Annotated in this window: 16 protein-coding genes and 1 pseudogene; 10 read left to right on the top strand and 7 right to left on the bottom strand. The window is 34.4% G+C overall.

Annotated elements, in window-relative coordinates; translation table 11 throughout:
• The first annotated feature begins 109 nt into the window (after positions 1-109).
• From ACNQGB_RS10920 to ACNQGB_RS10930, 3 genes are read left to right on the top strand one after another with little or no spacing between them, the layout of a single operon-like run.
• Positions 110-2,752, top strand: a complete 2,643-nt coding sequence (locus tag ACNQGB_RS10920; protein WP_417943903.1) for a gliding motility-associated C-terminal domain-containing protein — start codon at positions 110-112, stop codon at positions 2,750-2,752.
• Positions 2,753-2,780: 28 nt separating this feature from the next.
• Positions 2,781-3,716: a PorP/SprF family type IX secretion system membrane protein gene (locus ACNQGB_RS10925; RefSeq protein WP_417943902.1), complete on the top strand. Its 936-nt coding sequence runs from the start codon at positions 2,781-2,783 to the stop codon at positions 3,714-3,716.
• Positions 3,717-3,726: 10 nt separating this feature from the next.
• Complete coding sequence (locus tag ACNQGB_RS10930) at positions 3,727-5,856, top strand: OmpA family protein (RefSeq protein WP_417943901.1); 2,130 nt, start codon at positions 3,727-3,729, stop codon at positions 5,854-5,856.
• A 56-nt stretch (positions 5,857-5,912) separates the two neighbouring features.
• On the opposite strand, the gene pheT is transcribed toward ACNQGB_RS10930, so the two are convergent.
• The 6 genes from pheT to recG all read right to left on the bottom strand — a co-directional run bounded on the left by pheT (position 5,913) and on the right by recG (position 17,370).
• Entirely contained in the window at positions 5,913-8,333 is a 2,421-nt protein-coding gene (gene pheT / locus ACNQGB_RS10935) for a phenylalanine--tRNA ligase subunit beta (protein WP_417943900.1), read from the bottom strand.
• 133 nt (positions 8,334-8,466) lie between these two features.
• Positions 8,467-9,330 (bottom strand): bestrophin family protein, encoded by an 864-nt coding sequence (locus ACNQGB_RS10940; protein ID WP_417943899.1) that lies wholly within the window; start codon positions 9,328-9,330, stop codon positions 8,467-8,469.
• A gap of 28 nt (positions 9,331-9,358) precedes the next feature.
• Entirely contained in the window at positions 9,359-10,672 is a 1,314-nt protein-coding gene (locus ACNQGB_RS10945; protein WP_417943898.1) for a TolC family protein, read from the bottom strand.
• 90 nt (positions 10,673-10,762) lie between these two features.
• Positions 10,763-13,858: an efflux RND transporter permease subunit gene (locus tag ACNQGB_RS10950; protein WP_417943897.1), complete on the bottom strand. Its 3,096-nt coding sequence runs from the start codon at positions 13,856-13,858 to the stop codon at positions 10,763-10,765.
• A gap of 67 nt (positions 13,859-13,925) precedes the next feature.
• The gene (locus ACNQGB_RS10955; RefSeq protein ID WP_417943896.1) at positions 13,926-14,984 is read right to left on the bottom strand and encodes an efflux RND transporter periplasmic adaptor subunit; all 1,059 of its coding nucleotides are present in this window, start codon (positions 14,982-14,984) and stop codon (positions 13,926-13,928) included.
• Positions 14,985-15,237: 253 nt separating this feature from the next.
• Positions 15,238-17,370, bottom strand: a complete 2,133-nt coding sequence (recG, locus tag ACNQGB_RS10960; RefSeq protein ID WP_417943894.1) for an ATP-dependent DNA helicase RecG — start codon at positions 17,368-17,370, stop codon at positions 15,238-15,240.
• A 516-nt stretch (positions 17,371-17,886) separates the two neighbouring features.
• Between recG and ACNQGB_RS10965 the strand changes: the two genes are divergently transcribed.
• From ACNQGB_RS10965 to ACNQGB_RS10975, 3 genes are read left to right on the top strand one after another with little or no spacing between them, the layout of a single operon-like run.
• A complete protein-coding gene (locus tag ACNQGB_RS10965) occupies positions 17,887-18,318 on the top strand; it encodes a MarR family winged helix-turn-helix transcriptional regulator (RefSeq protein WP_309756573.1) in 432 nt (143 codons plus the stop codon).
• On the top strand, positions 18,315-18,749 hold the full coding sequence (locus ACNQGB_RS10970; protein ID WP_417943893.1) for an organic hydroperoxide resistance protein: 435 nt from the start codon (positions 18,315-18,317) through the stop codon (positions 18,747-18,749). Before ACNQGB_RS10965 ends, ACNQGB_RS10970 begins: the two co-directional genes overlap by 4 nt.
• Positions 18,750-18,763: 14 nt before the next feature.
• Complete coding sequence (locus ACNQGB_RS10975; RefSeq protein ID WP_417943892.1) at positions 18,764-19,399, top strand: nitroreductase family protein; 636 nt, start codon at positions 18,764-18,766, stop codon at positions 19,397-19,399.
• A 348-nt stretch (positions 19,400-19,747) separates the two neighbouring features.
• Here the strand turns inward: ACNQGB_RS10975 and ACNQGB_RS10980 are convergent.
• Positions 19,748-19,957 (bottom strand): annotated as a pseudogene (locus ACNQGB_RS10980) (ATP-dependent DNA helicase RecG); the annotation flags it as partial.
• A 219-nt stretch (positions 19,958-20,176) separates the two neighbouring features.
• Here ACNQGB_RS10980 and ACNQGB_RS10985 point away from each other — a divergent pair.
• The 4 genes from ACNQGB_RS10985 (at position 20,177) to ACNQGB_RS11000 (ending at position 24,588) form a co-directional block, all read left to right on the top strand.
• The gene (locus tag ACNQGB_RS10985; RefSeq protein WP_417943891.1) at positions 20,177-20,722 is read left to right on the top strand and encodes a DUF1697 domain-containing protein; all 546 of its coding nucleotides are present in this window, start codon (positions 20,177-20,179) and stop codon (positions 20,720-20,722) included.
• 209 nt (positions 20,723-20,931) lie between these two features.
• On the top strand, positions 20,932-21,357 hold the full coding sequence (locus tag ACNQGB_RS10990) for a hypothetical protein (RefSeq protein WP_417943890.1): 426 nt from the start codon (positions 20,932-20,934) through the stop codon (positions 21,355-21,357).
• Between the two features lie 251 nt (positions 21,358-21,608).
• Positions 21,609-23,093, top strand: a complete 1,485-nt coding sequence (locus tag ACNQGB_RS10995; protein ID WP_417943889.1) for an aminopeptidase P N-terminal domain-containing protein — start codon at positions 21,609-21,611, stop codon at positions 23,091-23,093.
• Positions 23,094-23,385: 292 nt separating this feature from the next.
• Positions 23,386-24,588 (top strand): sensor histidine kinase, encoded by a 1,203-nt coding sequence (locus ACNQGB_RS11000; RefSeq protein WP_417943888.1) that lies wholly within the window; start codon positions 23,386-23,388, stop codon positions 24,586-24,588.
• The last annotated feature ends 6 nt before the right edge of the window (positions 24,589-24,594 follow it).

A 24,594-nucleotide genomic window follows, 5' to 3' on the forward strand; every position in this document is an offset into this window, starting at 1 on the left:
ATCTAAATTTTTAATTTAGTTTAATGAAATTTAGCATTATTTTCTTATAAATAAACATTTTGTAAAAAAATGTTAAAAAAAAGTGTAATTTTGTTTAAACATTTTAAACATGAATAAAAAATTACCTTTCGATATTTATAAAATTTTTTATTTCTTCTTTTTTTTTGCAGCTACACATATTTCTTATAGTCAATGTAATGGAATAGCTGGTACTGACAATGTAGCATTAGATATTTGTGATATTACAAATGTATCTAGTAAAAGCATAGATCTTAATGCGCAACTAGGTTTGCATACATCTGGCGGAATTTGGAAAGATGAGGATAGATCTGGAGGACTAAATCGAACCACTGGGATTTTAAATGCTCAATTAATTCGCCGTAGCGGAACATATAGGTATTCCTACACAGTAACAAGTACATCAGGTTGCAGTGATACTGCTATCATAACGGTAAACATAGGCGGATATACGGGAGTTCCTGGTGCCAATTCCTCTATTTGCAATACAGAATCCGCTTATAATTTATTTGAAGCGTTTAATGGAGATTTTCTACCTCCACAAATAGGAGGTACTTGGGTAGGAAATACCACTAATCTTGGTTTATCAAATAATACCCTAAATACCACAAATTTAATTCCAGGTAGCACGTATGAATATACCTATTCTATACCAGCAATAGGCTCTTGTCCAGCTCCACCTGATGTAAAAATATTTGTAACTATTTATCGTTCTCCTATTGCTGGAATCCCCGATGAAGTAAAATTGTGTTCAAACGAGTTGAATTCTTATAGGAGTTATAATCTTTTTGATGGTCTTACAGGCGAGGATGCAGGTGGTTTATGGAAAGAGAATAGTACGGATGAACTAGACAATAATGATGATACCGATTCTATTATTGATATTCAAAACATTTACAATACACGTGGTCCCGGTTTGTATCGATTTACCTATACTGTTTTTTCAGATAATAATGTTTGTGACGATCAAACGTCTGTTTTATTTATTACTTTAGAAAAGCAACTGGATTATACAGGCGCCACTTTGCAAGTAAATGCTCCAATTTGTGAAAACGAATTAGCTTCCACCTCATTTACAGCATCAATTAGAGATGTAGTTAATATTCCTAATGGAGACTATACGGTAACCTATACCATTTCTGGTAATACCAATGTTTTTTCAACAACTAAAAACTTTACTAATAACGTTTTTACTTTTCCTTTAGCAGCAAGTAGTTTTAGCACATCTGGTAATTATACCGTTTCCATTTCAAATATAGTAAGTGAATCTTCATTAGGAATTTGTACTAATATACTTCCTACTATTTCTGGGGTAGTGCGAATAAATCCTATTCCGCAAATTAATAATGCTACTATTCAAATTGACCCTGTATGTCAATTAACAAATGCAAATGTAGTATTATCGGGACCATGGAATCTAACAGATGGGGATTATAGTATTGTGTATACTCTATCTGGAAGTAATAGTCTTGTTAATCAAACTATTGCAATTTCGGTAGTTGCAGGAGTTGCATCGTTCCAAATTCCTTCATCTCAAATTCCTAATGCGGGAACTACCAACTTTACAATTACCAGAATTACTAATTTGGCCACAAATTGTACCAATTCAGCGACTTTGTCTAAATCTTTCTTGGTTAAAGCCCTGCCTGATAGTAGTAATTTAATTGTAAGTATAAAGGAAGTTTGTGCAGGTCAGCCAGTTGTAGTGGAGCTCTCGGGATTAGGAGCTTTAACTGCAATTACAATTAATTATTCTTTATCTGGTGCAAATAATATTGGGGTTCAAATGGTTCCTTTAATGGTAAATGCTGGGCGGACAAGTTATACCATTCCTAGTTCATTTATCCCAAATTCAGGGATTTCATCATTTAACCTAATAAGTTTTTCAGATTCTAGTACAGGCTGTTCTGCTGCGATGAATACCAATACTAAAAATATCGTAATTAATGCCTTGCCAAATGTACCATCGACTAGTAATCAAGAATTTTGTAAAGTGCAAAATGCAACCATAGCTAATCTAGTACCTAATGGCTCTCAGTACAGGTGGTATAATTCTATAACGAGTACTACTGCACTGCCTGCCACAACGGTATTACAATCAGGAAATTATTATGTAAAAGAGGTAAATGCAACTACAGGGTGTGAATCTGGTTTGGCTCTAGCACAAGTTGTTATAAATGAATTGCAAACACCTGTACTACTTCAAAATGGAGAAAAATTTTGTGGGTTAGATCTGCCTACTATTCAAAGTTTATCCAATAATGTAACTTTAAATGGAACTGTAAAATGGTATGATGCTGCTACGGGAGGAAATTTGTTATCTAACACAGCATTACTGCGAGATAATGGAATTTATTATGGTTTTGATTCAACAAATGCAAACAGTTGTTTTTCAACAACTCCTTTACAAGTAACAGTTTCACTTACCAATTGTGATGCAACTCCAGAATTTTTTATATCTGATGGGTTTTCGCCCAATGGAGATGGCATAAACGATACTTTTTCTATTCCAGATATTGATTTTATTTATCCCAATTATGTATTAGAAATATTCAACAGATACGGAAGTCTCATGTATACGGCTAATAAAAACAAGCCAAGATGGGATGGTACTTCATCAGACTCCAAAACAAGTAGCAGCGGAAAAGCGCCTGAAGGAGTTTATTTTTATGTTATTCATTTCAATAAAGGAAGCATTTCCCCTAAGCAAGGACGTTTTTATTTGAATAGATAACAATCTTTTATTTTTTAAAAAATAGTACATGAAAAAGTTCATACTACTTTCAAGTCTTTTCTTGATAATTACAAAATTAACAGCACAACAAGACCCTCAATATACCCAATACATGTATAATATGAGTGTTTTGAATCCTGCTTATGCTACAGGCATAGAGTCTGATTTAAATTTGGGTGCCTTGTACAGATCCCAGTGGGTGGGCGCTGTGGGCGCGCCGAAAACATTGACATTATTTGCTCACATGCCAGTCAATAAAAAAGTAGAAGTAGGGTTTTCATTAATATCTGATGATATTGGTGGAGGAGTGAAAAAAGAGAATAATTTTTTTGCAGATTTTGCTTATTTGCTAGAGTTTAATAACAATCACAAAGTATCCTTTGGAGTAAAAGCAGGGTTTACCAATTTGCAAACTAATTTTGATGGCTTTGTTTTTGAAAGTGGTAATCTAGGAACAGATGATGCTTTTTCAGAAAACAGAAATGATATCATGCCAAATGTAGGTGTCGGAGCATTTTATTTTACAAACAATTATTATGTGGGTTTATCTGCCCCAAATTTATTAGCAACAAAACAATTTGAAAATAGGTCGGGTACCAATTCCTTTAGCAGAGAAAACACCCATGTTTTCCTAACAGCTGGATATGTATTTAAAGTATCAGAACAATTCAAATTTAAGCCAGCTCTTATGTCAAAATACGTTTCAGGTGCGCCAATATCTCTTGATGTCACTGCAAATGTTTTGTACAATGAAAAATTTGAGTTTGGAGCAGCATATCGACTTGGAGATTCTGTAAGTGCAATGATGAATGTAAAAGCTACGCCCAGTATTCGTGTTGGGTACGCTTATGATTACAACACCTCTAGCCTAGGAGAATTCAATTCGGGAACCCATGAGATTTTTGTATTGTTTAATTTTGATTTATCCAGTAGAGGATACGATAAATCTCCACGATTTTTCTAAGACATAAATTATGAAAAAAATATACTTGCTACTATTGGTATTTTCCATCCAATTATTACAGGCTCAAGACGACAATCTAAAAAGAGCTAACCGACTTTTTGAACGCACTTTTTACAATGAAGCAATTCCATTGTACAAATCAATTATTCAAGATAATACTTCGCAAATTGTACTTAAAAACCTTGCTGACTGCTACTATTATACCAATGATTTTAACACTGCTCAGTACTATTACAAACTTTTAATCACAAATTTTGGAAGTGAAATTGGAGATGAATATTATTTTAAATATTCACAAACTTTAAAAGCATCTGGGAAGTATAATGATGCTAGTGCTGTATTGCAAAAATATTATGCTTCCTTATCGGATAAAGACATTTTGATTCGATACCAAAAAGGGCTTCAAGTTCTTGAAAATGTTACTGCGATAGGTGAAAGATATCAAATTAAAAATCTAAAAATAAACACACCAAACACCGAGTTTGGAGGTTTTGTAACTAACGATACATTTGTTTTTGCTGGTGTCAAATCTAAAATGGGTATGTTTGATAAACGTTTCAAATGGAATGGAGAATCCTATCTTGATTTGATGACAATTCCGTTACGCAATGTAAACGCAGTGGACTCAATAGCCACTAGTTTTGACAGTAAAATAAATACAACTATGCATGAATCTAATGCTGTATTTACAAAAGATGGAAAAACCATGTTTTTCACCAGAAATAACTATAAAAAAGGCAGACGCGGAAAAAATAAAGATAAAGTTTCCAATTTACAGTTGTTCAGGGCTTCATGGAATAACGGAAAATGGACAAATATCATTTCTTTGCCTTTTAATAATGATAATTATTCAACGGAACATCCAGTATTAAGCATTGATGAAAAAACATTGTATTTTGCTTCAGACATGCCGGGAACACTCGGTTCATTTGATATTTTTTCTGTAGAAATTTACGGAGATACTTTTGGAGTACCTGTTAATCTTGGCAATTTGGTAAATACTGCTCGAAAAGAGCAATTTCCATTTGTTTCAAAAGACAACAAATTGTATTTTTCGTCAAATGGACATGAAGGGTATGGTGCATTAGATATATTTGTTTCGGCTTTGCAAAATGGAGTTCCTACACGAGCTGAAAATGTTGGGTTACCCATAAACTCAGGATATGATGATTTTGCTTTTTTTATCAATTCCGATACAAAGGAGGGTTTTTTCTCTTCTAACCGCTTAGGAGGTCAAGGAAGCGACGATATTTATTCTTTTACAGAGGAGAAACCATTGATTATTGAAGATTGTAAGCAGTATATAACCGGAATCATTACTGATATTGATACTAAATTACCATTAGATAATGTTGTGGTTCAATTACAAAACGCTGATGGTGAAATAGTACAACGCAGCATAACAACTAGCGAAGGTAAATTAAGTTTTGAAGTTTTATGTAAAGTCACTTATAAAATTACTGCAGAAAAGGACAATTATACTTCCGCATCCAAAAAAATAGTAATTAATGCTGAGCGCAAAAAAAACAATGATGCTTCCATGCAAATTAAATCAAATGAGGCCATTAAACGAGAGCAACAACTTGTTTTAGAGGAAGAAGAAAGAAATAGACTGACTGCTTTGGCTTTGCAACAAGAAAAAGAAAAAGTAGCTCAGGCTGAGAAAATAAAAAGCATTGCACTAACTGTAAAAAGAAATCAAGAATTAGTTGAAGCTAAAAAAATTGAAAAAGTTGCTACTATTTTAGCAAATGAAAAAGATGTTGTAAAAGATAGAGAACGCTTAATAATCAAGACTGATCCTATTTATTTTGATTATAATTTGTGGTACATCAGAAAAGACTCTAAAACTATCTTGAATAAAGTTGTTGCTTTGATGAAAAAATATCCAGAAATGATAGTGGAAATAGGTTCCCACACAGACAACAGAGGTAATGGAAATTTTAATAAAGATTTATCCCAAAAAAGAGCACAGGCTACTAGAGATTACTTTTTAGAGCAAGGAATTTCACCAAAACAAATTTTTGCAAAAGGCTACGGAGAATCAGTTCAAATTGTAAAATGTATTCCCGAAGAAAGCTGCACCGAGGAGGAGCATGAGCTCAACCGAAGAAGTGAATTTGTCATTAGAAGCTTGTAAATAAAAATCCCGATACTTTAATTTAGAGTATCGGGATTTTACTTTTAATGAAATAACTACCTCAAAACAGCACCAAGTTCTGTTTCAAAATTCGTTTGTAATTTGTTCATAATTTTATCAATTTGCACATCAGTCAGTGTTTTGGCACTGTCTTGGATTGTGAAACTCAAAGCATATGATTTTTTTCCTTCCGGAAGATTATTCCCTTCGTACACATCAAATAAATTGATGTCTTTTAAAAGCGTTTTTTCTGTTTGACGCGCAATTGTATAAATACTATCATACGTTACGGCTTGATCAATTAGTAGTGCTAAATCTCTTCGAACTTCTGGATATTTTGGAATCTCAGTATATTTTATTTTGGTAGCTATTAATTTTAAAATTAAATTCCAGTTAAAATCTGCAAAAAATACTTCTTGTTTGATTCCAAAATGTTTACCTATCGATTTTTTTACTACTCCTAATTCAACCACTATTTCCGTCCCAACACTAATTGCAATTCCCTCCGAGAAAACATCCGAAGTTACGGGCATGTTTTGTGTTTTTTGGATGCCAAGTCTAGATAGAATTCCATTTACATATCCTTTAAACATAAAAAAATCAGATGGCTTTTGTGCATTAGTCCAATTTTCCTGTGTTCTGTTACCAGATAGAAATAAAGTCAAATGTTTTTTCTCTTCATAACCTGCAAGATAATTGTGGTATGTTTTTCCAAATTCAAATAACTTCAAATCGGAGTTTTTACGATTGATATTATACGAGATCGCTTCAAGCCCAGAGAATAACAAAGATTGACGCATCGTAGCTAAATCAGCGCTTAAAGGATTTAACATGGTCACATTGTTTGCTGGATTTAAAGTCTCCGAAAGCGCTACATAAGAAGCCGATGTTAATGAATTTGCCATCATTTCATTGAAACCTTGAGAGTTCAATTGTGAGGCAATCACATTCTGTATTTTATAATCTTCATTTCGAGGTGACTTAGAAACTGTAGCATTCAATTTTTTAGAAAAATCAATGTTGTTGTATCCGTAAACTCGTAATAATTCTTCAATCACATCAATTTCTCTCTGAACGTCAACGCGATACGATGGAATAGTCAATCCTAATCCTGCATCAGAAACGCTATTGACTTTAATGTCCAGTGAAACTAATATTTTTTTAATGGTATCTTTTGGTAATTCTTGACCAATGATTTTGGCTACTTTACTAAAGTTCAAAAACACAGAAAAGTCTTGGATTTTCTTTGGGTATACATTGACTACATCTGACGTTATTTCTCCGCCAGCTACTTCTTGTATTAAAAGAGCAGCGCGTTTCAACGCATATTCCGTAATATTAGGATCAATTCCGCGTTCAAAACGGAACGAGGCATCAGTATTTAATTGATGTCTCTTTGCTGTTTTACGAATACTTACTGGGTTAAAGTAGGCGCTTTCTAAAAATATAGCATTGGTATTTTCTGAAACTCCTGATTTTTTACCACCAAAAACACCAGCAATGCACAAAGGTCCTTTTTCATCGCAAATCATTAAATCTTCCTCGTGAAGTGTCCTTTCAATGTCATCAAGTGTAGTAAATTTTGTACCTGCAGGTAGTGTTTGCACTACTATTTTACCATTAATTTTCGAAGCATCAAATGCATGCAGTGGTTGTCCCAATTCATGTAAAACATAATTTGTTACATCGACAATATTATTTTTTGGATTTAATCCAATGGCTTTAAGCCTGTTTTGCAACCAAGCTGGAGAAGGTTTTACTTCAATTCCTGAGATGGTAACCCCGCAATATCTCGGTGCAAGTTTAGGTTCTTTTAAGTCAATATCAATTTTGAGCGTTCTTTTGTCTACTCTAAAATTGCTAACAGAAGGTGTGATAAGCTCTACATTTACGCCATTTTGTAGCATCCCGGCTCTTAAATCTCTAGCAGTTCCTAAATGACTCATCGCATCGGCACGATTGGGTGTTAATCCAATTTCAAAAACTTCGTCATTTTCTATTTTAAAAACCGTTGCAGCAGGAGTTCCCGGTGCTAATGTTTCGTCCAAAATCATAATTCCGTCATGGCTTTCACCAAGGCCTAACTCATCTTCGGCACAGATCATTCCATGACTTTCTTGTCCACGAATTTTTCCTTTTTTTATTGTAAAAGCAGCACCAGTTGCATCGTATAAAATAGTTCCTATTGTTGCAACAGGTACTTTTTGTCCTGCAGCCACATTAGTAGCACCGCAAACAATTTGTACAGGAACACCATTTCCTATATCTACGGTAGTTATTTTTAGTCGGTCGGCGTCTGGATGCTGTATGCAAGTAAGTACATGTCCTACAACAATTCCTTCCAAGCCGCCTTTTACCGATTGGTATTTGTCAACAATTTCTACTTCCAGACCTAAATCAGTTAGTAAAGCTGCTGTTTCTTCCGATTTACAGTCTATTTTAATGAATTGTTTTAACCAGTTATAAGATATTTTCATCTGTCAATTTTAATGAGAGTACATCGTCAGTTCGACCTTAAGTCTCGGATGCAAATATAATTAATGTTTCTTGAGGTTCAAAGTGAGTAGAGAACAAAGTTTTAAAACCTTTTTAAAGCAGAATTAGGCAATTTTACAGCAATTCTTCCACATGTTTTTTGATGTTCTCAGCAATTTTATGAGTTGGTAAATCATTTTCATCGCTTCCAAAAGGATCTTCAATTTCCTCAGCAATTAACTCTAAACTTGCTAATACATAAAAAATAAACACCACAACCGGCACTACATAATAACCCAAATTAAAAGAATATCCAAAAGGCAATGTCATCACATAAAAGAAAATGAATTTTTTAAGAAAAGCGCTGTAAGAGTAGGGGATAGGCGTGTTTTTGATTCGTTCGCAAGCACCGCAAATATCAGTAAATGATTTTACTTCTTCGTTTAAAATAATCAGTTGATCGCCAGTTATTTTTTTGGAATCATACAAATCATTAATTTTTTGAAATAACATTTTTGCGACTTGATTGGGTTTGTGTTTGTGATGATCAATCTCTAAATCAACACCATCAAACAACTGCTGGCTTGTCTCTTCATCCTTTAAATGATTATGTAAAATGGAAGCATAACCGGGAATCATTTTTCGAAAGTATTTGCGATCTTTTTCGTCATGTAAAATTGCAGATAATTTAATGGCAAAATTACGGCTATTATTTACTAATGCACCCCACATTTTTCGTCCTTCCCACCATCGATCATAAGCGGTATTAGTTCTAAAAACGAGTAGAAGCGAGATCACGAAACCAAGCATTCCGTGCATGATGGTAATATTTTTCACATAACTAGTATCGGCTAACTTCCAATATTCAACTTCTAAATAACCAATAACTCCAGAGTAAACTCCAATAGCAAACATTATTGGCATCAATGTTCTAAACGTGTCCGCTTTGTGAAAACGAAAAATAAATGTAAACCAATCTTTTGTATTGTATGAAACCATTTAAGATACTTTTTTTAGCAAAAGTAAATTAAAAAATAAGATTTCCTGCCAACTCGCGAAGTGCAATTTCAGATAATTTCCCTTGGAATTGCGCATTACTGTAACGCACTTTGGCATTCACATAATTCAATTGTGCTGTCCTGAATTCTAAAGTTGTTATAGTCCCAATTCTGAATTTATCTAAAGTAATATTCAAATTTTGTTTGGCAATAGCTTCGTTTTTTTCTTCTAAAGCAATCAACTCTAAATTAGTCATATACGTTTGATACGAAGTTGCCAATTGCGTATTTAAAGCTAAACTTTGCTGGTCTATATTAAGTTTAGAGTTTTCAATTTGAATTTTAGCAATTTTTTCATTTCTATTTTGTGCAAAACCATCAAATAGATTTAATGAAGCACTAAAACCATAGTTCAAACCTCTAGATTGGGATTGTGCCACAAAACCAAGACTGGATTGACTTTCAGAAAAATTATAAGCGGTATTTACTCGAACAGTAGGGTAGCGTGCCGCTTTAATTTGCTTGAGTTCTAGTTCAGCTACTCTTTTATTAATAATCTGTGCTTCTAATTGGGGATTTTGTTTCTCGGCCAAAGCTTTTAGTTCAGGAAGTAGTAATAATGCATCTACTTCAAGTTCATTAATTACTTTAAAATCTGTAGCAACATCTCTGGCCATTAGCTGATTTAATAAAATTTTACTGTTAGCATACAATTCTTTTTGTCGCAACAATGCCACTTGATCTGTATTTAAATCGACTTGGGCATTCAAAACTTCAAGTTTGGAGGCTTTTCCAATAGTAAATCTGTTTTGTGCCAAGGTCAATCGCTGGTTTGAAATCACAATTGTTGTATCCAAAGCGGCTAATTGTTGTTGCTGTTGCACTAAATCGTAATAGGCAGCATTCACATCACTGATTCGCGTGATTACGGTTAATTTTAATTGCGCTTCACCCAGTTTTTTTAATTCCTTTAACTGATCTAGTCTGGCAAACATGCGCATTCCGTCAAAAACGGTCCAATCTAAACCTACACCATAGGTTAAACTATTATTTTTGGCATTATCTAATTCAGTTTTTGTTCCGTCCTGACGTATCTGGGAACTGTTTTGAATGCTGTTGTTATCCAGAACGGTTGCAGTAACTGTAGGCAACATTCCGGCATTTCCAATTGCCACATTTGTTTTTTCGATAGATAGCGTATTGGTAGCAATTTTTATTTCGTAATTGTTTTCCAAAGCAATTTTTACTGCATTTTCTAATGTCAAAATTTCTTGCGCATTCGATGTTACAACTCCAAATAAGAGAAAAGCAAAAGGCAACAATATTCGTTTAGTATGTTTCATAATTGTATTTATTTGCCTAGAAATATTAAAGTGAACTTTTAAAATTAAGCTTCATTTTTGGTATTTATGGCATCAACGTTTTATTCAAAATTATTTAACTTCTCTTTCGTATTCTTCGATATGATCAAATTCTGGATAGTGTTTTCTGGCTTTAGACCACATTAAATACATGGCTGGAATTACAAATAATGTTAAAACTAAAGAGAAAATAGTTCCACCTACAATTACAACTCCCATTCCGATTCTACTTGTAGAAGCAGCCCCAAGAGACATTGCAATAGGTAAAGCTCCCAATGAAATAGCCAAACTTGTCATTAGAATAGGTCGTAATCGCGCTTCCGAAGCTTCTAAAATTGCTTCTAGTTTAGGTTTACCTTGTTCTCGAAGCTGGTTAGCAAATTCGACAATTAAGATTCCGTTCTTGGTTACCAAACCTATAAGCATTACGGTTCCAATTTGGCTGAAAATATTCCAAGTTTGGTCGAACAACCATAGGGAGAATAATGCGCCAGCTACTGCCATAGGAACGGTCAAAATGATGATGAAAGGATCGATGAAGCTTTCAAATTGTGCTGCAAGAATTAAAAATATTAATACCAAAGCCAATCCAAAAGCAAAAGCGGTGTTTGAGCTACTTTCAACAAAATCTCGAGATTCTCCACCTAAATCTGTGGTAAAAGTATCGTCTAAAACTTTAGCCTTAATGTCGTTCATTGCATCAATTCCGTCACTTATACTTTTGCCTGGAGCAAGACCAGCAGAAATAGTTGCGGCCATATAGCGATTATTATGGTACAACTGTGGCGGATTACTTTTCTCTTCAATAGTCACTACGTTATCCATTTGAATGAGTTGTCCCATACTATTCTTGACATACATCGAGGTTAAATCCAATGGTTTCGAGCGGTCTTTTTGATCAAATTGCCCAATAACCTGATATTGCTTACCATTTTGCATAAAATAACCAAAACGTTGTCCGCTTAATGACAGTTGTAAGGTTTGCGCAATGTCAATAACTGAAATTCCTAAACTTTCGGCTTTTTCCCTGTCGATAGTAACATTTACCTCTGGTTTATTGAATTTTAAATTCACATCACTGATGGCAAATGTTTCATTTTTTGAAACTTCATCCATAAAAACTGGAATTTTTTCTTCTAGTTTTTTAAAGTTAGGTGCCTGAATAATATATTGAATTGGCAATCCACCTCGTCTGTTCACAGCGATAGTAGGTTGCTCAATTACAGAGGTTTTGGCATCGGGGTATTGTTTGGTCCATTTGGTCAATTTCTCCGCAATTTCTTTTTGAGATTCTTTTCTCTCATTGGGTTGTACCAAAGAAACTCGAATGAATCCGCTGTTTACAGAGGAAGATCCAAAACCAGGAGAGGTAATAACTAAAGCAACTTTCTTACCCGGAATGGAGTCATCTACCAACTGTGAAATTTCTTGCATGAATCGATCGGTGTATTCATAAGAAGAACCTTCGGGAGTAGACATTCGCAATACAAAACCACTACGATCATCATAGGGTGCCGTTTCTTTTTGTAAAAGATTGAAAAATAAATATATTAAACCAAAACATGCAATCAAAATAGGGAAACTCAACCATTTCTTTTTCATAAAACGACTTAATGAACTAGCGTATCCACTATTTAATTTTTGAAAATAAGGTTCTGTACGAATATAGAATTTAGATTTTTTTTGTTCGCCGCCTTTCATCAAATAAGCGTTCAACATAGGTGTTAATGTCAACGATACAAAAGCCGAAATTAATACTGCAGCGCCAATGACGACGCCAAATTCCCTAAACAATCGCCCGACAAATCCTTCGAGGAAAATCACGGGCAAAAACACCGCTGCTAATGTGATAGAAATCGAAATTACCGCAAAAAATATTTCATTAGATCCTTTTATAGCTGCCTCAATAGGCGACATCCCTTCTTCTACTTTTTTGAAAATATTCTCGGTGACTACAATTCCATCATCAACAACCAAGCCTGTTGCCAGAACGATTGCTAATAAAGTCAATACATTGATGGAGAAACCAAAAAGCCACATAATAAAGAAAGTAGCAATCAACGAAACAGGAATATCAATTAAAGGTCTAAACGCAATGGCCCAATCTCTAAAGAATAAATAGATAATTAAAATTACCAAAATAATTGAAATTCCCAGTGTTTCTGCAACTTCAATTACCGATTTTTTAACAAAAACGGTATTGTCAATGGCTATATTCAGTTTGATATCCTTGGGTAAATCCTTTTTTAAACGTGCAAACTCTTTGTAAAAAGCGGTAGAAATATCTAAATAATTAGCTCCAGGAAGCGGTACAATTGCAACTCCAACTAATGGCGTTCCAGATTGTGTCATTTTGGTTTCGGTGTTTTCTGGACCAAGACTTGCGTTTCCAACATCGCTAAAACGTACTACTTTTTCTCCTTCGGTACGAATAATGATGTTATTGAATTCTTCGGGAGTAGAAAGGTTTCCCACTGTTTTCACCGTTAACTCCGTATTATTTCCTGTTAGTTTACCTGATGGTAATTCTACATTTTGCTTGTTTAAAGCAGCTCTCACTTCAGAAACAGTGCAACCGTAGGAGGCCAGTTTCACAGGATCGATCCACAAACGCATGGCATATCGTTTTTGTCCCCAAATTTGGACTCCACTTACTCCCGGAATAGTTTCTAATCGTTGTGAAATTACATTTTCGGCATAATCACTTAATTCTAATGCGTTTCTAGTATCACTTTGAACCGTCATTGAAATGATGGCTTCACCATTGGCATCTGCCTTAGACACAACAGGTGGGGAATCAATATCTTGTGGAAGGTTTCGAACGGCTTGTGAGACTTTATCCCGCACATCATTAGCAGCTTCCTCTAAATCTTTATCCAGATTAAATTCGATAGTGATGTTGCTACTTCCTTGTGCACTCGATGAAGTAACGTTTCGAATACCATCGATAGAGTTGATTGCTTTTTCTAATGGTTCGGTGATTTGGGATTCAATGATATCTGAATTTGCACCAGCATATCGTGTGCTAATAGACACTTGAGCAGGATCAATAGATGGAAATTCTCGTACACCCAGAAAACTGTACCCAATTAATCCAAATAATACAATCGATAAATTGATTACAATGGTAAATACGGGTCTTCTAATACTTGTTGTGGATAAACTCATTTAGATTTTAGATTTTTGATTGCTGATTTTAGATTTTTAATGTTTTCGAAGAAATCTAATTTCTCAACTATTTAATTTTAACAGTAACCGGAGTTTCATTTTTTAAAGACATTACACCACTAGTAATGATGGTATCACCAGCTTTCAAACCAGAAAGCACTAAGATTGAAGCATCTGTTCGTGTTGCGGTTTCTATCATCACTTCTTTGGCTTGACCGTTACTAGAAATAAAAACTTTTTTACCATTTTGTACTGGGATTATAGCTTCTGTAGGAACTACAATGGCATCTTTAATGATGTCTAACGGTAATTCTACATCAGCAAATGTGCCTGGCAACAGTTTTCCGTTTTTGTTATCAGTAATGGCACGAACTTGTAATGTTCTGGTAGCTACAGCCACTTCAGGCTCAATAGCATACACTTTTGCAGTAAATTTTTCAGTAGATCCAGAAATGGTAAACGTGATATTGGTATTTGTTTTTACCTGAGTGGCATATTTTTCTGGAATTGAAAAAGTGATTTTCAATTTTCCAGTATTTACTAGTTTTGCTACTAATATGGCTGGTGTAATGTAGGTACCCGGTGAAATAGAACGCAAACCTATTCTTCCTGAAAATGGAGCTCTGACAGCTGTTTTGGCAATTTGTGCTCTAATCAACTGGCTTTGGGCTTGCGCCGATTTTAAATCAGCTCGTGCCAAATCATATTCTTCCTGACTGATGGCTTCTTTTTGTAATAATAATTTGGCTCTTCTTTCGTTTTCTGATGCCAATCCTTCTCTGGTGGAAGTTTGTCGCAATTGTGCTCTTAATTCTAAATCATTTACTTTAAAAAGCACCTGTCCTTTACTCACAGTACTGCCTTCTTGAAAATAAATAGCTTCTACAATTCCAGATACTTCACTGCGAATTTCTACTTGTTCATTGGCTTCAATAGAGCCAGAAAGTGATAAATTGTTATCAAATGTTTGTGGAGTTGCCACAATTCCTGTCACATTAATCGATTTCCCTTTTGCTTTTGGATCTTTTGAATCAGTATTTGCACTCTTGTTTTCGGTGATTCTATAGCCAATAAATCCAATAATTGCTATGGTTAACAAGGCGTAAACTATATGTTTAATTTTCATAAGTAAAAAGTAAAGTAGGTTAAGGTTTAAAAATTATGGTTAAAGCAAATTTAGTTGATACAAACGAAATTTGAGATTTTGTTAATCTATATTTAACGTTTGTACATACAAATATCAATACGCATTTTTCATTAGACCATTTCGAGGACAAAAGGTTTAACCGAGTATTAAAAAAAATATAGAAAACAGATTAAAAACTCAAATAGCCAAGTGGTATTACAGTATATTTTGCAGATGTATCAAATAGTAAATTCTAACTAATGTAATTCCAGATGTTTTTCTTTTTAGTCATTTCTATAAAAATAGAACGCAACGTTGCATGTTCTGGTTTTTGCATGCCTGAGTCTTCTTTGAGTAATTTCAAGGCATAGTTTCTGGCTAATGCCAAAGTATCTCTGTCCCGAACCAAATCTGCAATTTGAAGATTAAGCACACCACTTTGTTGGGTTCCCATTAGATCACCGGGACCACGTAGTTTTAAATCTACTTCGGCAATTTCGAAACCATCATTCGTTTGAACCATAGTTTCCATTCGGGTTTTGCTATCAGCACTCAATTTATGACTCGTCATCAAGATGCAATAACTTTGCTCCGCACCACGTCCTACGCGACCGCGAAGCTGATGCAACTGTGACAAACCAAAGCGTTCCGCACTTTCAATAATCATTACACTAGCATTTGGAACATTCACACCAACTTCAATAACGGTTGTAGCGACCATAATATTGGTTTTTCCTTCTGAAAAGCGTTTCATTTCGGCATCTTTGTCAGCAGGTTTCATCTTACCATGCAAAATAGATATGGAATACTGAGGCAGCGGAAAATCTCTTGAAATGCTTTCGTAACCGTCCATTAAATCCTTAAAATCCATTTTCTCCGATTCCTGAATCAACGGATAAACAATATAAATTTGGCGTCCCAAAGCGATTTCATCTCGTAAGAATTTCCAAACTTTTAATCTGTTGCTGTCAAAACGATGAACGGTCTGAATTGGTTTTCGTCCCGGAGGCAATTCATCAATTACTGAAATGTCTAGATCGCCATATAAACTCATCGCCAATGTTCGCGGAATAGGTGTGGCGGTCATTACCAAAACGTGTGGCGGAATTATTTCCCCTCCCTTGGAGGGGTCAGGGGTGGATTTCTTCCATAATTTTGACCGTTGTTCTACGCCAAAACGATGTTGTTCATCAATCACTGCCAGTCCTAAATTCTTGAATTTTACTTTGTCTTCCAATAAAGCATGCGTTCCGATGAGAATATGTAACGTACCGTTTTCCAGTTCTTCATGGATAATTCTGCGTTGTGCTATTTTTGTAGAACCCGTTAGAATTCTGATATTTATATTTAAAGTTTGAGCCAATTCAGACAATCCAATAAAATGCTGATTGGCAAGGATTTCCGTTGGTGCCATCAAACAGGCTTGAAAACCATTATCAAGTGCCAAAAGCATGCTCATAAAAGCCACAATTGTTTTCCCAGAACCTACATCGCCCTGAAGTAAACGGTTCATTTGGGCGTTGCTGCCCATGTCCGTTCGTATTTCTTTGATCACTCTTTTTTGAGCATTGGTCAATTGAAAAGGCAAATGATGCTGATAAAAATCATTGAAATTTTCGCCCACAGTTGCAAATGGATATCCCTTTATTTTGTGTTTTCGAATCCTGTTTTTCGTGATTAATTGCAACTGAATAAAGAACAATTCTTCGAATATTAGACGGAATTTGGCTTTTGCCAAAACTTCAGCGCTCGTAGGAAAATGAATGTTAAATAAAGCTACTTTCTTTGGAATCAACTTTAATTCTTGAAGTAAATAATCTGGCAGAGTTTCGGTGAACAACGCTTGCGTTTCCAGAAACAATTGTTGCATCAATTTATTAATAACTCGGTTTGAAATCCCGCGATTCGTTAAGGTTTCGGTCGAAGGATAAACGGGTTGCATCGCTGAGCGCAAACTTTGTTCGTGTTCGCTCATCAGTTCAATTTCAGGATGTGCCATGTTGAAAGTACTTGCAAAAGAGGTGCATTTCCCGAAAACTACACATATTTCATTCAGCTTTAAACTCTCCCGAATCCATTTGTGGCCTTGAAACCAAACGAGTTCCATTTGTCCCGTATCATCTACAAAAGTCGCCACCAATCGTTTTTGGTTTCTGCCAAATTCGACTGTTTTAATGTTGATAATTTTACCAATAATCTGAACTTCGGCAATGTTGTTCTGCAGTTCATTAATTTTGTAATACCGTGTGCGGTCAATGTATCTGTTTGGAAAAAAATTAACCAAATCCACATACTTATAAATCCCCAGTTCTTTCCGCAGCAAATCGCCCCGATTGGGACCAACGCCTTTCAAGTATTCGATGGGAGTGAGTAGGAGGTTTTGCATTTAGATATTGTTGGACACGTATAAAACCGATTTGCTAAAGCAGAAACGCGGATTGAAACGGATTTTTAATTTGATAGAGCGAAGATAGTTTTTTGTTTGGAAAATTGACAAAATAGGACGGGCAAAAATACTCTATGAAGTTTCATTCGCAGCTGGATTCGCAACGTGGTGCTTTCCTATCTGTTTAGGAGCCGTTCCAGCTATGCATAACAAGTTTTACGGCAAAACCTTTTACGAGCTTGTCTCAGTAGCTTTTTTTGATAGCGTTATCACAAGTCTAAAAAAATGGTTTTTGCTCACAAAGGCTTTTCATTGCTGTCAAGTCTAAAAGATATTTGCGTAAAAGTATACTTTGAATATCCCGCTGCTTGTTATTTTCAGAACCTTCTACAATCATACTCTTCAAAAGCAGATTCTTGTGCATTATTACTCAAATGTTAAATTAATATTAATTGCATACAATTAAATTGTGTACAATTTATTTAACTTATATCTTTGTATCATTAAAACTAAAACATGAAAAAGCTACAAATTTTAAGTCAGCAAGTTTGCTTTCCTATTTATGCTTTTGCAAAGGAAATTATCAACCAATACCGCCCTTTATTAGATGCGATTGAATTGACCTATCCCCAGTATTTAGTAATGCTAGTCTTGTGGGAATTTGAGTCGCAAACCGTAAATCAATTAGGCGAAAAATTAAAACTAGACAGTGGTACACTCACACCTTTGCTAAAACGTATGGAAGCAAAATTATTATTAACACGCACTAGAAGTAGCAGTGATGAGCGTATTGTAAACATTGCCTTGACGCAAAATGGTAAAGCTTTGCAAATAAAAGCATCAAATATCCCCACACAACTCATCGAAGCCATGAATGTAACAGTTGAGGAATTACAAGAGTTAAAAAACATTATTTCAAAAATTTCAAATAAAAATAATAAAAAATGAAAACAATATACAACACTAAAGCAACTGCTCTAGGAGGCAGAAATGGACAAGTAAAAAGCGAAAACGGAATTTTAGACTTGGCGGTTCAATATCCAAAGGCCTTAGGCGGAGCAAACGATGATTTTGCGAATCCCGAAATGTTATTCGCAGCAGGCTATGCCGCTTGTTTTGATAGTGCTCTAAATTTAGTAATCAAAAAAGAAAAAATCGAAACTGGTGAAACAAGCGTAAGCGCCACGATAGGAATTGGTCCAAATACAACTGGAGGATTTGCTCTCGAAGCTGCTTTGCACGCCAATATTCCGGGTGTGACACTAGAGATTGCTCAGGACTTAATAGAAAAAGCACATCAGGTTTGTCCTTATTCTAATGTTACAAGAGGAAATATGGAAGTGATATTAACAGTATCAAATGAAGAAGTTCAATACTAAAAAAAGATAAAAAAATGGCTTTAATAGAGGATTTAAATTGGAGACATGCTGTAAAAGCATATGATCCTACAAAAAAAGTAAGCAAGGACAAAATTGATAAGATTATCGAGGCGGCTCGTTTGGCACCAACTTCATCAGGATTGCAACCGTTTCAGGTTTTGGTTGTTGAAAATCAAGAGTTGAAAGAAAAATTAGTACCAGGTGCGCTTAATCCAGAGTGCATGCGCAATTGTTCTCATGTAATTATTTTTGCAGGATGGGATCGTTACACAGCAGAACGAATTGATAAAGTATACGATTTTACTACCACTGAGCGAGGATTGTCACAAGGTCGATTTAATAGTTATACCGATATGTTAAAGAAAATTTATTTGGGACAAGCAGCTGAAGAGAACTTTGTGCACATTGCCAGACAAACTTATATTGCATTAGGCTTGGCGTTGGCTCAAGCAGCAGAGCTAAAAGTTGATAGTACACCTGTTGAAGGATTTGAAAACAGTGTAGTAGATGACATACTAGAACTAGATAAATTAGGGCTAAAAAGTGTTTCTCTAATGTATGTTGGTTATGCTGATACTCCAAACGACTGGATTGCTCCAATGAAAAAAGTTAGAGTACCAACAGAAGAGTTTGTAGTAACATACAAGTAAAATTATGCATCAAGTTCAGTCATACAATACTATGGCTACTAACAAAAAGCCTAAATCAAAATCATATTTTGTTTTAGGTTTTTTGGTATTCACGCGATACCGAATGGGGTATTCTTTATGAATTAGTATATTTGGAATCGTTCATTTTAAATTCCGTGCGACATAAATTATCTTGCTAATAGCTCTTTATATATTGACTTTAGAGGTCTGCATTGGTCGAAATTAAAAGAAACTTCAATAAGGATAATAATTTAAATTCATGTTATAAAAAAGATGAAGCAATCATTATTTTATTTTTTTAATTTTTTCAATGTAACCAATAGTACAGTTTCGAGTCACAAAGCAGTTATTGATGATTTTACTAATAATCTGAACTTCGGCACTATTATTTTGCAGTTCATTAATCTTATAATACTGTGTGCAGTCAATGTATCTGCTTGGAAAAGAATTTACCAAATCCACATACTTATAAATCCCCAGTTCTTTACGCTGCAAATCGCCCCGATTGGGACCAACGCCTTTGAGGTATTCGATGGGAGTGAGTAGGAAGCTTTGAATTTAGATATTGTTGGACACGGATAACACGGATTTGCTAAAGCAAAAACGCGGATTGAGACAGGTTTTTAATTTGATAAAGCGAATATAGTTTTTTGTTTGGAAATTATAAAACTGTGGTTGATTCTAAAATGCTTTATTAAAAATGTAAAGTTAAAATTTAAGTAAATTGTGAAATTACTATCAAACACAATATCTTCGCAAAAATAAAAAGCTTAAACAATGACAACTCATCTCGCATTACTCCGTGGTATTAATGTTTCCGGTCACAGTATGATAAAAATGGACGCGCTAAAAACGACTTTGGAAGCCATTGGTTTTCAAAATGTGCAAACCTATATTCAATCCGGAAATGTTTTTGTAGATTCAGAGGAGGAAAATGCGGCTGCTGTTGGATTCAAAATTAAGCAGGAAATTTTTAAGGTATTTGGTCATGAAGTACCTGTTGTGGTTATTGGTTCCGCTGATTTAGAAGCATGTTTCAAGAACAATCCTTTCTTGAAGGAAAAGGAAATTGACACTAAAAAATTGTATGTAGCATTTATTTCTACTGCCCTTCAAAGTACCAGTATGAATGATTTGAAAATTAGCCAATTCAAACCAGACGAAGCCAGTATCGACGGCAATAAAATCTTTATAAAATATGCTGTTGGTGCCGGAAAAACTCGATTTGATCAAAAATATATAGAGAAAAAATTGAATGTAATAGCAACAATTCGCAATTGGAATACAGTCACGCAATTGCTAAAAATGTACGAGGAAAGATAATAAGGCTTTAGGTCTGGTTTAACCGATAATTTGCGTATTTTTTTTAATTGGGTTAACTCATTTTAAATTTGAGAATTAGCGTTATTTTTTTTTATAGTCAAAAGAACAATGTTTCAGAATCAATTTTTAACTTTAGAAAAAAATAATTATACTTTTACGCAACCTTTTGCAAGAAGTAGCATCTAAAAAGTAGGTTTAAAATCTGGTATATGAAAAAACTAATTATTCTTGTTGCTTTTTTTTCTTTTTTAAGTTCTTGTTCAAAGGGTGATGCTGTAAAAATAGATAGTACTGGTTATTACGGAAAATGGACTTTGGTCTCAATGTCGGGTTCTATTCCAAATTCTGAAACTACGGGCGCAGCAATGGAATGGCAGGAATTTTATTTGTTCAACACTAATGGAACATTTACAAAATCCAGAGAAAGAAATTCGGTTAAAACTTCCATTTCGGGAACCTACACGACAACAACTCAATCTGACGGAACATCTTTTGAATTAACATATCCCAATGACAGCGAAATTATAGGCAGTTGTTACGGAAATCGTAAAGAAGGACTGTTTTTAGATGCCAATAATTCCTTGTCCAGTACATGGAGTTATTGCGATGGTCCCGTGTTAAAATATAAAAAGTAAATCATAAGTGGTTATTGAAAAGCATTTTCATAAAATTTAGTTTTGGTTAATTATAGAATGATAAAGCACTTTTGCTAAAGAGTAGTCTGAAGTTGAAAAACTTTTGATGCTCTTTTTCTATTTCTAGTCTAAAAGATAAGTGCTCCAGCAATAAAAGTTGAAGGATAAGTACAAAAAAAATTATATTTACTTACTGATTAATGCAAATACAACCTCGGGTTTAGGATGTAAAACCTCAAATATCTTGTGCTATGAATTTAAAACTTTCTTTTGTTTTTACGGTGTTTTTTGTTTGTGTTTCAATGGCGCAAAACGGAAATCCAAACGATTATTTATCGGCTCAGTTTCATAAAGAGCGAAGAGCGGCATTGCGTACCAAATTACCTCAAAATAGTGTTGTACTATTTTTTAGCAATCCCATTCGAAATCGAGCCAATGATGTAGACTTTATTTTTCACCAAGATCCTGATTTTTATTATTTGACAGGATATAAAGAACCAAATGCAGTTTTAGTACTCTTTTCGAACAATCAACAAAAAAGTGATGGAAAGTTTTACAACGAATTATTATATGTTCAGGAGAAAAATCCTAGAGCGGAGCAATGGACAGGAGTGCGTTTAGGAACGGAAGGCGCCAAAAAAGAGCTGGGTTTTGAAAATGTATTTAATGGATCAGCGTTTTTAAATTCGGGGATTGATTATGCCAGTTTTGATACTGTTTGCTTTAAGGAATTTGAAGAGGATACCCGAAATTTAAAAAATGATAAAGCGGATTTATACAAATTAATTGGAGCGTTTAAATCCCAAATCGGCTACAACGAAAAAGTAAAGTCTCAAATAGATTCGAATGTGCAAAAAGAACTTAATGGTAAAAAAAGCATTACTTCAAAAAAAGCAACAATAAATACCAAATCGATTTTGACGTACATGGCGAGTTTGCGTGAGAAAAAAACCAAAGAGGAGTTGGTTTTGTTAACAAAAGCGATTCGAATTTCGGCAATGGGACAACGTGAAATTATGAAAGCAATGCATCCGGGAATGTCTGAATCAGAAATCCAAGGTATTCACGAATTTGTATACAAAAAATACGGTAGCGAGTTTGAGGGATATCCTTCCATCGTAGGCGCAGGGAACAACGGTTGTGTGTTACATTACATTGAAAACAGCAAAATGAAAGTCGAAAACGAATTGGTTCTAATGGACCTAGGAGCTGAATATCATGGCTATACTGCTGATGTAACTCGAACCATTCCTGCTAACGGAAAATTTTCCATGGAGCAAAAACTAATTTATGATTTGGTTTACGAAGCTCAAGAAGCGGGAATTGCTGCCGCAAAAATTGGTAATAATTTTAATGCTCCTGATGCTGTAGCACGAAAAATAATAAGTGTTGGTTTAGTTAAACTAGGAATTGTTAAAAATGAAAACGAATCTCGAAAATACTTTCCGCACGGAACTTCGCATCACATTGGGTTAGATGTTCACGATTCAGGTTTGTATAATGCTTTTGAAGCCGATATGGTTGTGACAGTTGAGCCTGGAATTTACATACCAATTGGTAGTGATTGTGATAAAAAATGGTGGGGAATTGCGGTTCGAATCGAAGATGATATTCTGATTACTGCAAATGGCCCCGTAAATTTGTCGGCAGAAGCACCCAGAAAATCAGACGCTATTGAACAGCTTATGCAAGAAAAAAGTATGTTGGATGGATTTACGTTACCTTCTTTAGACTAAGAGTGTTAATTGTTTTTGTCAGTGAATAATTATGAATTTTTTTTATGTTGTTGATAATAATTTGAAACATCATAATATTGTTTGTTGAATGACAAAATAATAATGACAGCTTCCTATCGATTATTAAAGTTTCCATAAAATAAAAAGGGTATAAAATTTATGGATACTAAAATTTGTACTATTGTACTGTTATTTCCTTTTCGCATCATTATAATCGAACATTCCTTATGATGTAATACAGAAAATATCTAAAATTAAATTTTCAGAAATAAAGCACAAAAATACCCCAAAAATGATCAAACCTGAAAAATCCCTAAATGAAGAAGAAAGATTAAATCTACTTGAATCATATGCAATTTTGGATACTTTGCCTGAGGAGGAATATGATAATTTGACGATGATAGCTTCACAAATATGCAATACACCCATTGCTTTTATTAGTTTTATCGATACTGAAAGACAATGGTTTAAATCATTGATGGGTTTAAATATGACAGAAGTAGAGCGTGATTTGTCTATGTGTGGTCACGCCATAAATGATCCTTCAAATGTTATGGTTGTACCAGATACTAGAAATGATGTTCGGTTTTTTGACAATCCAGCAGTTACTGGTGAAGCTAACGTGGTTTTTTACGCTGGTGTACCACTCGTAAATGATAAGGGAATACCGCTAGGAACCTTGTGCGTAATAGATAACAAGCCCAAAACATTGACAGATGTCCAAATAGCTTCCTTAAAAGCATTGTCTCAACAAACGATGAAGTTATTAGAATTGCGACTGAATAAATTAAATCTAGAAAAAACTTTAGAATCGTTAGAAAAAACGAATACAGAGTTGGAACGTTTTGCGTACATAGCAGCTCATGATCTCAAATCACCATTGGCGAACATAAGTGGATTAAGTGACCTTTTAATTTCTGATTATAGTGATGCAATGAATCATGAAGTAAACGAAATTTTAAACTTGATTAAGAGTTCTTCAGACAAGTTGAAAGAAATGATCGATAGTTTGCTAACTTTCAGTAAATCAAATACAATTGAAAAAGTAAAAACTAGCCTACTAAATATTTCAGTTTTAGAGCATGAATTGAAACAACTTTTTGCTTTTAATACTGATGTTTCTATTGTTATCAATTCGAATGGTACTGCTTTAAATATTAACAAAACAGCTTTTGAACAGATGTTAATTAATCTAGTTTCAAACGCAATAAAATACAACGATAAAGAAAAAACGAATATAAAAATTGAAATTCTAGACAAAGAGAAATTCTATACCATCACCGTAATTGATAATGGACCTGGGATATTAAAGGAACACCAAGAATCTATTTTTGAGCTATTTGAGGTAGCAACGGCAACAGATAAATTTGGAGATCGCGGAACTGGCATTGGTTTAGCTACTGTTAAAAAGTTAGTTGAAGCGCTTCATGGCACTATCAAAGTTGAGTCGGAAATGGGTATAGGAACAAAATTTATTATGACACTTGCACACTAATAAAAA

The sequence above is a fragment of the Flavobacterium frigidum genome (assembly GCF_048286795.2).

Excerpts from the sequence above, each read along its gene's own strand:
- ACNQGB_RS10920 (WP_417943903.1), top strand. The coding sequence starts at position 110 with ATGAATAAAAAATTACCTTTCGATATTTATAAAATTTTTTATTTCTTC.
- ACNQGB_RS10925 (WP_417943902.1), top strand. The coding sequence starts at position 2,781 with ATGAAAAAGTTCATACTACTTTCAAGTCTTTTCTTGATAATTACAAAA.
- ACNQGB_RS10930 (WP_417943901.1), top strand. The coding sequence starts at position 3,727 with ATGAAAAAAATATACTTGCTACTATTGGTATTTTCCATCCAATTATTA.
- pheT (WP_417943900.1), bottom strand. The coding sequence starts at position 8,333 with ATGAAAATATCTTATAACTGGTTAAAACAATTCATTAAAATAGACTGT.
- ACNQGB_RS10940 (WP_417943899.1), bottom strand. The coding sequence starts at position 9,330 with ATGGTTTCATACAATACAAAAGATTGGTTTACATTTATTTTTCGTTTT.
- ACNQGB_RS10945 (WP_417943898.1), bottom strand. The coding sequence starts at position 10,672 with ATGAAACATACTAAACGAATATTGTTGCCTTTTGCTTTTCTCTTATTT.
- ACNQGB_RS10950 (WP_417943897.1), bottom strand. The coding sequence starts at position 13,858 with ATGAGTTTATCCACAACAAGTATTAGAAGACCCGTATTTACCATTGTA.
- ACNQGB_RS10955 (WP_417943896.1), bottom strand. The coding sequence starts at position 14,984 with ATGAAAATTAAACATATAGTTTACGCCTTGTTAACCATAGCAATTATT.
- recG (WP_417943894.1), bottom strand. The coding sequence starts at position 17,370 with ATGCAAAACCTCCTACTCACTCCCATCGAATACTTGAAAGGCGTTGGT.
- ACNQGB_RS10965 (WP_309756573.1), top strand. The coding sequence starts at position 17,887 with ATGAAAAAGCTACAAATTTTAAGTCAGCAAGTTTGCTTTCCTATTTAT.
- ACNQGB_RS10970 (WP_417943893.1), top strand. The coding sequence starts at position 18,315 with ATGAAAACAATATACAACACTAAAGCAACTGCTCTAGGAGGCAGAAAT.
- ACNQGB_RS10975 (WP_417943892.1), top strand. The coding sequence starts at position 18,764 with ATGGCTTTAATAGAGGATTTAAATTGGAGACATGCTGTAAAAGCATAT.
- ACNQGB_RS10985 (WP_417943891.1), top strand. The coding sequence starts at position 20,177 with ATGACAACTCATCTCGCATTACTCCGTGGTATTAATGTTTCCGGTCAC.
- ACNQGB_RS10990 (WP_417943890.1), top strand. The coding sequence starts at position 20,932 with ATGAAAAAACTAATTATTCTTGTTGCTTTTTTTTCTTTTTTAAGTTCT.
- ACNQGB_RS10995 (WP_417943889.1), top strand. The coding sequence starts at position 21,609 with ATGAATTTAAAACTTTCTTTTGTTTTTACGGTGTTTTTTGTTTGTGTT.
- ACNQGB_RS11000 (WP_417943888.1), top strand. The coding sequence starts at position 23,386 with ATGATCAAACCTGAAAAATCCCTAAATGAAGAAGAAAGATTAAATCTA.